We start from the raw sequence: 11,929 nt of genomic DNA on the forward strand, positions 1-11,929 counted from the left end.
GGGGTGACTTGTGGCGCAAACGTAATTTCACAAAAAATTCGTGTTACGGAAAACATTATATGGTCACTACGTAAATATGCAGAAACTTGTATCATAAAAACCTTATATATTCGATACGTAAATATACATAAATTAGGTGAAAAAATGACTAGAAATATTACGGTTGGAATTTCTGATGAATTATTGAAACGTATGGATGAACTAACAGATGTGAATTGGTCAGCAGTAACAAGAGATTGCATCGAGCAGTATATAAAACAAAGGACAGTAGGAAATCTTGAACCGATTATAGCAAAAGTTAAACAAAAAAGAGGCGAGGAATTCAAGAAAGGATATGAATTTGTAATAAAAAATGTAGAGAATCTCGGATTACCGGAGCTGGAGGAAATAGCGTACCCGGATGAAGATAAAGAAAAATACTCTGTGCGATTATACCATCTCCTTTATCATCGACCACTTCAGACTCGAATGTTAATTGAAAAATTATTAACATTAACAGAAAATGAATTTGGTGAAGTAACAGATGTTAAATTTATCGTCAGTTCTGAGTTCCTAAAAGGAATGCAGGAAGCAGCGAAGGAAATAGTTGAGAAGTCAAAATGAGCTTAAATAAGAGTATAAAAGTAGTAATAAAGGGTATGAAAGTATCCAGCTTTTGCTATCTATAACTTAAAAGTGAAACGAGAGTGATTAAGTGTATATCTACCTCGATGAAAGTGGTGATCTTGGCTTTGATCTGAATTCATCAAAACATATTGTTATTGCCTTGCTCATCACAAAAAACCCACATAAAATAGAGAGATGCATTAAGAATATCAGGGAAAGAAAGCTAAAAAAGAAACTTAAGGAATTGCCGGAGATTAAGTTTAACAACTCTGATGAATTGATTAGAGAGAAAACCCTTACATGCATAGGCAGAGAATCCATTGAGATCGCTTACATCGTCCTTGATAAAAACCGATTGAACCCTGGGATGCAGACTCATAAGCAGGAAATCTATAATTTTATAGCTGGCTATCTAATGCGCTGCCTGCCATACGAAAATACCACATATTCAAAATTAATCGTTGATAAACGGATATACAACAAAGTTATCCGAGCCGAATTCGATCAATACATGAAGCAAAAGGCAGCCTTTAATTATGACTTAATCAAAGATAAGATAAAGATATCCAGACAGTTATGATGAAAAATAAGAAGAGCGAACCCTGTGTACTTGGAATCACATGCACCTCAAGGTACATTACTATTTCCACAGGACTTACTCGCTATTCTACAGTTTAGCTTTAAATGGATTTATAGTTTACTCTTCTACGGATATTTCATTTTTAATGCCCATTGCCGTTATCTCAGCAGCTTCGTAAACGTATTCTTATGTTCCTCTTCAGCCGTGAGTATCTCCTCGAACAGCAGCCTTGTCGTCGTATCCTCCTCCCTGTCTGCCAGCCTGATGATCTCCGTGTATAACTCTATGGCTTCTTCCTCAGCCTTGAGGTCAAGCTCTACCATCTCTCCCAGGACATCTCCTATATTGATAGGCGTGGGTTTGGTCGTGGGAGTCCCGCCCAGATAAAAGAGGCGCTCAGCGATGTCCTCGGCATGTTTCATCTCCACGATGGCGATTTCCTTGAAAATTTCCTTGACCTCGGGGCTTTTCATCCCTATTGCCATCACATGCTGCCACATGTACTGTATGCTTACGCCGAGTTCTCTCGCGATCGCTTTATTTAATAACTCTAATAACTCTTCTGCCACTGTTTCACCCGTATAATTATTTACCCTGTTCTGATATAAGGCTTGTGGGAAGATTTATTCTGGTGCAGGTTTACCTTTGCACCAGAGGTCTGAGAAGTCTAATTACACTAAAAAGAGGAACCAGGGTTTAGAAAAGCTTAATTACTCGTCTTACCTTTAGGCAGCAGTTTCCATACTGAATCTTTGTATAGAAACAGGTGATGGAGTTCACCTTCAACCGCTGGATAGCTGATAACTCCTACCAATCAATATAAAATTTGAAAGGAGGTCAGATATGAGAGCGGATATAATTTTGGTAGCAGGCATATTAGTTTTTATTTCAAGCTTAATTTCCTTGAGAGTTGGGTTATCTGTAGCAATAATTGAAATTCTTCTTGGAGCGATAGCTGGAAATTTAGGGGTTCAACCGGATGATTGGATGCTGTATTTAGCAAGTTTTGGGGGGATTCTTTTAACATTTTTGGCGGGAACCGAGATCGATACAAAGCTGATGAAAGAAAGATTTAAAGAGAGCTTTCTAATTGGTACATTTTCGTTTTTGCTGCCGTTTATCGTAGTTTTTCTTTATACATATTATGTTTCAGGCTGGAGTACTTCGGCATCTTTGATTGCCGGAACTGCTCTCTCTACAACATCCCTTGCGGTCGTATATTCGGTTCTTGTGGAGACGGATTTGTCAAAAACAAGTATCGGGAAATTAATCATGGCATCTACATTTATAACAGATATGGGAACCGCGATTGCATTAAGCATTTTATTCATCAAGCCGACGCTTTACACAGTCATTTTCATTTCTGTTTCTCTTGGTGTAATTTATTTTGCAGAAAAATTTTCACATTATGTTTTTGATAATCCGAAATTGAAGAATAAAGTAATTGAACCCGAAATAAAGTACATCTTCCTGCTGCTGTTTATTTTTATGTATTTTGCGGATATAGGCGCAGGGCAGGCGGTCTTACCTGCATTTGTATTAGGATTGCTGATGTCAAAGCACTTCAGTGAGACATCCGAGACAAAGGTGGTAAGAAACCGATTAAGGACAGTCGCCTATGCTGTTATTACTCCCATATTTTTTATTGTCGGAGGTTTGAAGGTTTCATTGCCGTTGATTTTATCTGCTTTTGGGCTTTTTGCTGTTCTTTTTGCTCTCAAAATAGCGGCTAAGTTTCTCGGAGTTTACTTTCTTGCAAAAAAGTATATTCCCGATGGGAGCATGTATACTACGCTCTTAATGAGCACGGGATTAACTTTTGGAACAATAGCAAGTGTTTTTGGCTTGAATTCAGGGCTTATAAATCAGGTGCAATATTCAATTTTGATCGGGGCTGTGATAGCAAGCGCAGTAATACCGACATTCATAGCGCAGAAATGGTTTATGCCGGTCCATTCAGAGGATCTGGTGGATTTAAACAACGGGAATAACGGGACTAATGGGAATAATGGGAAATAATGAGGACAGGATAAATAATAGTATCCTGTCAAAAGCCACAATTAAACAAAGGTTATATATATTCCCAAAGAACTTATTCGATGGCGAAACTTGGTAGTCTCGTTTAAAACCAAAAACGGCAGAAAGGCTTGTGTATTGTGGAGAGGATAGTAAAAACATGGCATCTGATAAATTTTATGGAGGACGTCCCCTCTGGGGTGTGTTTGGATGAAGCTATGGGCATCTCTGTACGCGATGATATGGATCGTACTTATCGAGTTCCTCCTCGCTATGACCCCCGGAGGCTCATCGGTTCTGATCTACCTGCACATCATCCTAGGCATCGTCATCACGGGCATCGCGTTCTACAACTTCTCCAATATTAGGAATACCCGCATCGCTGGCCGCGTGAAGCGCATCGCACAGGCAAGTTTTAACATCTCCGTGATGGTGGCCATCCTGGGGTTCCTGCTTTTCTTTGGCATCGGCAGGGCGTTGGTCATCCCGCTTATCAATGTCTCGGTTTACGGGCTCATCCATTTCTTCCATGTCTTCAGCTCCTTCGCCATCATCACCCAGGCAGCCGCGATCGCGATTGCACATGATATGTGGGAGGACCGCGAGTTCGCAGAGGAGACGGAGCCGGGGGTCGTGCCGCCTATGCCCGTGCCGCAGAAGGGTGAGCGCTGAGCGGGGAGGACGTATCCTCAGAATAGCAGCTGGAACAACTGCAAAAGCGACTTTAAGTGCAAGGCTATCGAAACCAAAAAGTTTATTTTGATATTTTAACTGTGGAACTTATGGATCATCTCCTTGGTGGAAAATTCCAAACTTTCGATTGGACATAATTATCAAAAATACGAAAAGCCTGTCTTCACAGTTAATGATATATCAAAGATTATCGATGACTTTAGGTGCAAAGCCTCCTTTTACAATAAATTTAAGTATCTTAACCTCCAGTAAAGTCAAAGTTATAATTCTGACTTACAGAATAAAGATTATCAAAATTTAGGAGCCAAAAAGAATGGTAGATTTCAGAGTAGTAGTTTCAGACGGTAAGACCGCGCAGGCATACCAGGTAGCGGTAACCGGGACAGCGGCTAATAAGTTCATAGGCAAGAATATAGGAGAAACAGTAAGCGGGGATGCAGTAGGATTGGCAGGTTATACTATCAAGCTGACAGGCGGGACAGATAAGGATGGCTTCCCGATGAGACCGGACTTACCCGGACCTGGCAGAAGGAAAATCCTGCTTGCAGGCGGCGTGGGGTATCATCCGAAGGCAGATGGTGTAAAGAAACGGAAATCCATGCGCGGGCGTGAGATATCATCCGATACTGCCCAGATAAATGCGGTCATCGTGGAATACGGGCAGAAACCATTGAGCGAGGTCTTCCCCAAGAAAGAGGCTTCCGAAAAGGGAGAAGAATCAAAAGAAGACATGAGCAAGAAGAGAGGGAAGAGATAGACCTAAAAACATCTTTAACTTCTGTTTCTGCAAGTTTTGAACGCTTCCGCTCAAAACTATAGTCATCGACGCAAAACAAGATAATCAACCACAGAGAACGCAGAGAGCACAGAGACTTGTGGTTTATGCTCTCTGCATTCTCTGTGAACTGGTATGAAAACAGACACTATTTAAACAACGAACTCGTACGAACTGATACTAACTCACGCAACCGGAGTTCGTACGAGTTCGTATCAGTTCGTTGTTAATGCCTGTTTTGTTGTACTTTTTTATGATCATTTATGAATTGCAGTTCATAGCCGACTCTGTGATTTATAAACTATTATCAAATGTTATCCGGCAGATAGAATATCCTTTTATTTAGATTGTTGAGCGGGTGGAGCTTTCCGAACAGGCATGACCAGAACCTTATCAACCCGGTTTTTATCCATATCTACCACTTCAAAGCGCAATCCCCCCCATTCAAAATGGTTGCCGACCGAGGGGATGCGTCCCATCTGCATCAGCACGAAGCCCCCCAGCGTCTGGTAGATACCTTCTCCTGGCAGCTTTTTGATTAGAAATATCTCTTTCAGGTCAGCCGCAGGCAGCATCCCGTCTAATAGCCATGAGCCGTCTTCGCGCTGCACAGCCAGCGGTTCAGCTCTCTCCTCGATGGAAGGTATCTCGCCGACGATCTCTTCCAGGATATCGTTGAGTGTTACCAGTCCCTGGATACTGCCATATTCATCTGTCACCAGTGAGATATGTATGCCTGATTGCTTGAATAACTCCAGGACTTTTAATGCATGCGTACTTTCTGGCACAAACAAGGGGCGCCGCATGGATGCCTTCAGGTCGGTCAGCTTACCTGCCATATTGCGGCTCAATAAATCCTTGACCTGCACTATGCCAAGAACGTTATCGAGGCTCCCCTGGCATACCGGGAAGCGGGAATGGCCGCTCTCAACTATCTTCTTCCGTATCTCCTCCGGCGAATCGTCAATATCAATCCAGAAAATCTCGGTCCGCGGCGTCATCAATGCCCCGGCCCGCAAATCGCCCAGGCGAAATACATGTTCTACCATATCCTTTTCTGCTTCCTCAAAAGCTCCGGCTTTCATGCCCTGTTCGATCAGGATATTTATCTCCTCTTCTGTAACCGGCGGCTCGGCAACCGGTCGTATGCCTAATAGCCTGAGAACCGTATCTGTCGAAATGCTCAACAGATGAACTGCCGGGGAAGCAATCCGGGATAACACACGCATGGGTGCGGCTACGTTACAGGCTATCCGCTCGGCGTTATGCAATGCCAGCCTTTTGGGTACAAGCTCACCGATAACAAGCGTGAGATACGTAATGCCCAGCACTACAATTCCAAGGGCGATGGCCCCGCTATAGGGTGCAAGTAAGGGTATAGAGTCCAGGCGTACAGCCAGCTTCTCGGCTATGGTCGCACCGCCGAATACACCAGCCAGTATGCCGATGAGCGTGATGCCGATCTGAACGGTAGATAGCAAACGATTGGGTGAACTTGCCAGCTCCAGTGCAACGCGTGCATTTACATGACCTTCATTTACCCACTGTTGAAGCCGCGCCTTCCGTGCCGAAACGATGGCTATCTCCGACATGGCAAATATGCCGTTGGCAATAATAAGTAAAATAATGAACAGGATTTCAAAAGTGAGATCAGACATTTCTGAAACCTCTTTTTGGCTTGCTGTTAAATACGGTCATGAATTTCTCTTTTTTTCTGCAAGTAATCATTTTTCTGGCTTATATTCCTCCATCTGACTACTTAAGCCTTCTATTACTGCGTCCAGGAAGACCATGCACCTTCCGGTTCTGATTTTGAGCCATTATATAGAATGATAAGCAAGTTCGCATAACCGTATAAGGTTACATATAGCTCAATTATACCTCACAGCCCGCTTTTCAAGGAGCTTTCAGCAGCTCCAGCATTCTTCCTGTATCTGTCACTGGAGTCTTGCAGCTGTAGTTCCTGCATATATACGCCGTGGTTTTCCCGTCCGTGCTGAAAAGATACCTGGTATATTCTGCTAAACGGGTAATCTCAGGCTCCTCTATTTCGCCGGGGCGGAAGATCACTACCTTATTGGGTATGAACTCCTTTCGCAGAGCTGCCAGCATGGCTTTTGTATCATCCGCGCTCAAGTCGCCAGCGATAACCACTTCGCTTGTGGGTCCGAGCGCAAAATCCAGTGCCGCCATCAACTGCGTGTGCGAGTACGGTGTTTTCAGGACACTGCTGGAAAATGCCTGCCCGATTTGTACCGCCCTGTTTTCCAGGTCGGTATTAGCGGTCATCCTGCCCAGGCGCAACAGGTCCAGCATAGCCATCGAGTTGCCTGAGGGCACGGCACCGTCGTATATCTCTTTCCTGCGGAGGAGAACTTCCTCTGCATCATCCGCTGTAGTATAAAAACCCCGGTTCTCATTGTCCCAGAAATGCTTGATCATGTCATTCATAAGATCAAGCGCAGCCTGCAGATAGGATTCTTTAAATGTCGTTTCGTAAAGTTCTGTCAATCCCCGGATAAGGAACGCGTAGTCCTCAAGGAAAGCAGGTATCGCAGGTTCACCATCCCGATACCGATGATACAGCCTGCCTTCCAGGTCGCGCATATTCCCGAGTATGAAATCTGCTGCTTTCCCGGCGGCGTCGGCATATGAGGGTTCATTAAATGCCTGCGCTCCCTTTGCCAGAGCGGCTATCATCAGTCCATTCCAGTCTGTTAAGACCTTATCATCTTTACCCGGATGAACGCGTTTCTCACGTGCAGCGAATAGTTTTGCCCGCGCATCGTCTAACCGTTTCTGAACCTCATCAGAAGGCAGCTTGAAGTAAGAAGCAAGCTCGGAGATATCTCTTGACAAGTACAGGACGTTTTCGCCTGCCGTCTTTATATTAAACGTTTTTTTAATCATCTCGCTTTCTTCACCAAGCACCGATTTTATCTCGTCCCCTGTCCATATGTAAAACTTTCCTTCAATCCCTTCGCTATCGGCATCTTCACCTGAATAAAACCCTCCTTCCGGAGAAGTCATATCACGCAGTACGTAGGTAAAAATCTCGCGGGCGGTTCTTCCATACACTTCATTTCCCGTAGCCTGAAAAGCCTCTATATAAGCCATTGCTATCAACGCCTGGTCATAGAGCATCTTTTCAAAATGCGGGATATGCCATTTGGGATCTGTCGAGTAGCGGTGGACGCCAAAGCCTATATGGTCGTATATCCCGCCCATACGCATGCCGGTAAGCGTCCTCTCAACCATTCTGAGCGCCAGTATATCTCCCGTGCGCTTCCAGTAACTGAGAAGGAACATGAGGTTGTGCGGCGTCGGGAATTTGGGTGCTTCTCCAAAACCGCCGTTCTGCTCATCGAACATTCCAAGAAGCTGCTCATATGCCAGATTAAGGGCATCCTCGTTCAACTCTTCTCCGGGAGCACTTCGGGGAGCTTCCTGAAGAGCTGAGACGACGTGTATGGCAAGGTCTTCTACTTCAGACCTGTGCGTTTTCCAGAGATCTTTGATTTTCGGTATTATCTCCAGCAGCCCGACTCTCCCGAATTTGCTCTCCTTAGGGAGATAGGTAGCGGCGAAGAAGGGCTTTTCATCAGGCATCATAATTATATTAAGAGGCCATCCTCCCGCGCCTGTCATCGTCTGGCAGGCTCTCATATAAATAGCATCAATATCCGGGCGCTCCTCACGGTCAACTTTTATAGCCACAAAAGTATCGTTCATCAACTTTGCCACTTCATTGTCATTATAGGATTCTTTTTCCATCACATGGCACCAGTGGCAGGTAGAATAGCCGATGGACAGGAATATCGGTTTATCTTCTTTTTTTGCCCTCTCAAAAGCCTCTTTACCCCATGGATACCAATCCACAGGGTTATACGCATGCTGAAGAAGGTATGGGCTTTTCTCGGAGCTCAAATGATTGGGTTTTCGCCCTATTTCAGGTTTTTCGATTTTATCTGTCCCGGAATTTTCCATCCTGTCCACCACCCCTAAAAGTGGATAACTGCCATTTCTACAACTCCCCGCGCTACTTTTACCATTTTATCACTCTCTTTGATTTGTTGTTTCTTTCTGATGTTAGTTAAAGCTTTGCATCTTATATCATCCCTGCGCTAAATCCATCCGAACAATCTCTGGAACAGTCCCAGTTCCTTTACCTCTACCGGAGCCTGCAGAGTACTTGAATACGTGATATCACCTGCGGGGGTTTCATACCTGAGCACAATATCTACTGCATAGGTTTTAGTCAAAGATTTACTGTCAGCCTTGATCTTGAACCTGGCAGTTGCCGTACTCCCGGGTTCCATAGTACCGAGAAATGCTTTATCATCTGTTGTGCTCAGAGGGTCGGCAGGGTTGATGACCGCTTTAACGTCTTTTGCTACGTCTTCACCTGTATTTTTAAACTCAATCTCTATTATATCTTCCCTCCCCTGATACAGGCTACCATTGGTTTTTACTATCTCAAAATCGGCCTGCTTTTTTACTTTCACTTTCAATGTCTGGTTCTGGGCAATCATGCCGTACCAGTAATTCGCATCATATGTCTGCTGGGTTGCGTTTGCATCTATTATCTGCACGTTTTTCTGGTAATCGTAGGTAAGGTTCAGGTAAAGGTTATATTCGCCGGCCTTCGCTTTCTTATCTATCTTTATATCAAATTTTATCGGAGCAAGCGCATTCTGCCCGCTTCTTATGGAACCTACCTGCTGGCTTGTGGATTTTACTTCTATGGAACTTCCTGGCTCGGCTGATAGCGAGGCTACTATGCCGGTAGCATCCACCATCTTGCCTTCAAGTTTAACTTCAGTCTGGGCTGCGTATATCTCATCTGCTCCCGAAGGAGTCCTATCGCTCTCAAATCCCAGGAATTTGCCGCGGTTCATCAGGTCGATATTCAGGGTAACTATCTTTCCTCTTTCGAACTCATTATCCCCAACAATAGTGGCGTTGATATCCGGGCTGCCGTATGAATTATAGTAATTCTTCGCAAAATCAAAGCTTTGAGGTACATAATACGTAGCAGGCGTATCATAAGCCCCTGCTGCGCCTGATATCATAACAACCAGCAGAAACAAAAACGTTATTATTTTGTTCACTTTATACTTCCCTCCTGAAAAGATATACGCCTAAGGTAAAATAAAAAATCGCAAAGATAAGGAGTATAACCACATCGTTAGCTATAAAGCTCAAGCCCTGGCCCTTGATCATGATAGTACGCATTGCATCGTTGGCATACGTAAGAGGCACCATATACGCTATCCAGCGCATCCAGTCCGGAGCTGAGCTTAAAGGATAGAAAACACCAGTGGCAAACATAGAAGGAAAGGCGACTAACGTGCTTATCGCCTGAAAAGAGATCATATCCTCTGATACGGCAGAGATAGCCATTCCAAGACCTACCGCCCCAAAAGTGAATATGATAAGCACAAGAGCCACAAGGAGCCAGCTTCCATTCATCGTGACTCCGAGGATAATAATTGCGCCGAGTATCAGGACTACAGCCCTGGCAAGCTGCAACACAAGCTGTTGCAGAGTTTTACCGAGAATAACGGCTCCCCGGCTCACTGGCGTCATCATAATGCGAACCAATGTGCCGTCCTGCCTCTCTCCTGCTATCGCATATCCCATGGTCTGAATGGTACCGAAGAATACTGTAAGAGCAATAACCGCAGGTGTGAGGAAGTCGATGTATTGTAGTTTGCCGTAAATATCAGGAATATTTAAAGAGATATTTCCGGTTTTTGCAAGCAATTGGTTCATAAAATTAATGATTATGCCGCTTGATGTAGTGTCTGAGGAATCGACAAGCAATGTCAGAGTCACGCTCTCATTTTTTGCTACGCGTTCGCTATAATCCTGCGGAATTATCAGGACGGCTTTATACAACCCGGCGTCTATTTTCCTTTCTGCCTCGGATTGCCCCATATCCTTTGTGTAAGTTACCGAGAACATTTTGATATCCCCGTTCTTGGGGATGAAACTTCCGATCTCCTGAACAAGGGAGCCTGAGGCTATACCTGTATCGTCGTTGGCTATGAGAATGTCAGCATTTTTGACAGTTCCGCCCATGCCGTAGCCAAAAAAGACTATCATGACTATCGGGAACATAAACATCGGAATCATGAATGCTTTTTTCCTGAGAATCTGTTTGAACTCTTTGATCATGATTATCCAGGATTTTCTAAGCTCGGTTTTTAACTCCATTTCAATCACGTATCTCCTCGCCTGTCAGATGAATGAAAACATCTTCAAGACTTGAGGTGTTTGAGGTATGTTTCAGCTTTTCAGGATTATCTAAAGCCATCAGTTTACCTGCATTCATTATCGCAACCCTGTCGCAGAGATTATCCGCCTCATCCATGTAATGTGTAGTGAAAATAAGAGTTTTCCCTTCCTTATTGAACTTCCGGGCAAGTTTCCAGATTGCCTGCCTGGTCTGGGGATCAAGACCTGTCGTTGGCTCGTCCCAGAAGATTATCTGCGGGTCGTGTATCACCGCACTGATCACGGAAAGGCGCTGCTTCATGCCGCCTGAGAAGCCTCCTGTAAGACGGTCTGCATGAGTTTCAAGATTGACCAGTTTCAGGTAGTACTCAATCCTTTCTTCCATGACATTTTTCGGCACATCATAAAGGTTGCCCATAAGCTCCAGGTTCTCCCTGGCTGTCAGGTCCGGGTAAAGGCTGAGTTTCTGGGGGACTATGCCTATGATCGCCCTTATTCTATCATCTTCTTTTTCAACATCAAAACCTGCAACCTTTATACTGCCGCTTGTAGGTTTTATTAATGTGGTCATCATGGCGAACGTAGTGGACTTGCCGGCTCCGTTCGGTCCTATCATACCAAAAATCTCGCCTTTGAATACATCAAAACTGACATCCTCTACGGCAGTTACTTTTGTTCTTCTTGAAACGAAAATTTTTGTGAGGTTCCTGACCTCGATGATGGGTTCCAATAAGGTAAGCCTCCTCCAGGTTTGGGCGAATCCATATCTAAAATGCTTTTTGTAAGTATAGTCTTTTTTGTATAACTCGGTATGGTTATACCAGGATGTAAGAAGATACTATCTTCTGCATGCTCTTTATTCACTTGAAAAGTGTTGCGCTTTCTATAAATAGTACTTTGTATGAAATGCAATTTTTCGTGTAATATCTACGAACCGTCAGCCAATGATTAGTTTCACCCTGCTCTTACCATAAGGTTTAGAGTATTAACTTTAAGCTAAGTCGCATAAATAGAGTTGT

The 11,929-nt window shown here is 44.1% G+C and carries 11 protein-coding genes and 1 riboswitch; of the genes, 5 read left to right on the plus strand and 6 right to left on the minus strand.

Translation table 11 applies throughout. From position 1 onward, the window contains the following. Positions 1 to 603: hypothetical protein (locus tag MNV_RS02455; protein ID WP_096203799.1), on the plus strand; the 603-nt coding region annotated here is incomplete at its 5' end. Between the two features lie 91 nt (positions 604 to 694). Next, entirely contained in the window at positions 695 to 1,186 is a 492-nt protein-coding gene (locus MNV_RS02460; protein ID WP_096203800.1) for a DUF3800 domain-containing protein, read from the plus strand. Positions 1,187 to 1,344: 158 nt separating this feature from the next. Here the strand turns inward: MNV_RS02460 and MNV_RS02465 are convergent, their stop codons facing one another. Continuing rightward, a complete protein-coding gene (locus MNV_RS02465; protein ID WP_096203801.1) occupies positions 1,345 to 1,755 on the minus strand; it encodes a ferritin-like domain-containing protein in 411 nt (136 codons plus the stop codon). Positions 1,756 to 1,942: 187 nt separating this feature from the next. Beyond that, a riboswitch (Fluoride riboswitch) is annotated at positions 1,943 to 2,003 on the plus strand. A 26-nt stretch (positions 2,004 to 2,029) separates the two neighbouring features. Between MNV_RS02465 and MNV_RS02470 the strand changes: the two genes are divergently transcribed. The 3 genes from MNV_RS02470 (at position 2,030) to MNV_RS02480 (ending at position 4,652) form a co-directional block, all read left to right on the plus strand. Beyond that, entirely contained in the window at positions 2,030 to 3,205 is a 1,176-nt protein-coding gene (locus MNV_RS02470; RefSeq protein ID WP_096203802.1) for a cation:proton antiporter, read from the plus strand. A 207-nt stretch (positions 3,206 to 3,412) separates the two neighbouring features. Continuing rightward, positions 3,413 to 3,874: a hypothetical protein gene (locus MNV_RS02475; protein WP_096203803.1), complete on the plus strand. Its 462-nt coding sequence runs from the start codon at positions 3,413 to 3,415 to the stop codon at positions 3,872 to 3,874. Positions 3,875 to 4,208: 334 nt separating this feature from the next. Then, positions 4,209 to 4,652, plus strand: a complete 444-nt coding sequence (locus tag MNV_RS02480) for a 30S ribosomal protein S6e (RefSeq protein WP_096203804.1) — start codon at positions 4,209 to 4,211, stop codon at positions 4,650 to 4,652. Positions 4,653 to 5,008: 356 nt separating this feature from the next. Here the strand turns inward: MNV_RS02480 and MNV_RS02485 are convergent, their stop codons facing one another. From MNV_RS02485 to MNV_RS02505, 5 genes are all read right to left on the minus strand, one after another. Beyond that, positions 5,009 to 6,328, minus strand: coding sequence for a hemolysin family protein (locus MNV_RS02485; protein WP_096203805.1), 1,320 nt, complete (start codon positions 6,326 to 6,328; stop codon positions 5,009 to 5,011). Between the two features lie 238 nt (positions 6,329 to 6,566). Then, entirely contained in the window at positions 6,567 to 8,657 is a 2,091-nt protein-coding gene (locus MNV_RS02490) for a thioredoxin domain-containing protein (RefSeq protein WP_096203806.1), read from the minus strand. Between the two features lie 137 nt (positions 8,658 to 8,794). Next, positions 8,795 to 9,781 carry a COG1361 S-layer family protein gene (locus MNV_RS02495; protein WP_096203807.1) on the minus strand — a complete coding sequence of 329 codons (987 nt, stop codon included), beginning with the start codon at positions 9,779 to 9,781 and terminating at the stop codon, positions 8,795 to 8,797. Between the two features lies 1 nt (position 9,782). After that, positions 9,783 to 10,889 carry an ABC transporter permease gene (locus tag MNV_RS02500; RefSeq protein ID WP_096203808.1) on the minus strand — a complete coding sequence of 369 codons (1,107 nt, stop codon included), beginning with the start codon at positions 10,887 to 10,889 and terminating at the stop codon, positions 9,783 to 9,785. A gap of 1 nt (position 10,890) precedes the next feature. Beyond that, complete coding sequence (locus MNV_RS02505; protein WP_218837866.1) at positions 10,891 to 11,640, minus strand: ABC transporter ATP-binding protein; 750 nt, start codon at positions 11,638 to 11,640, stop codon at positions 10,891 to 10,893. Positions 11,641 to 11,929: the final 289 nt, after the last annotated feature.

Origin of the sequence: Candidatus Methanoperedens nitratireducens, assembly GCF_900196725.1 — an archaeon.
GTDB classification, from domain to species: domain Archaea; phylum Halobacteriota; class Methanosarcinia; order Methanosarcinales; family Methanoperedenaceae; genus Methanoperedens; species Methanoperedens nitroreducens_A.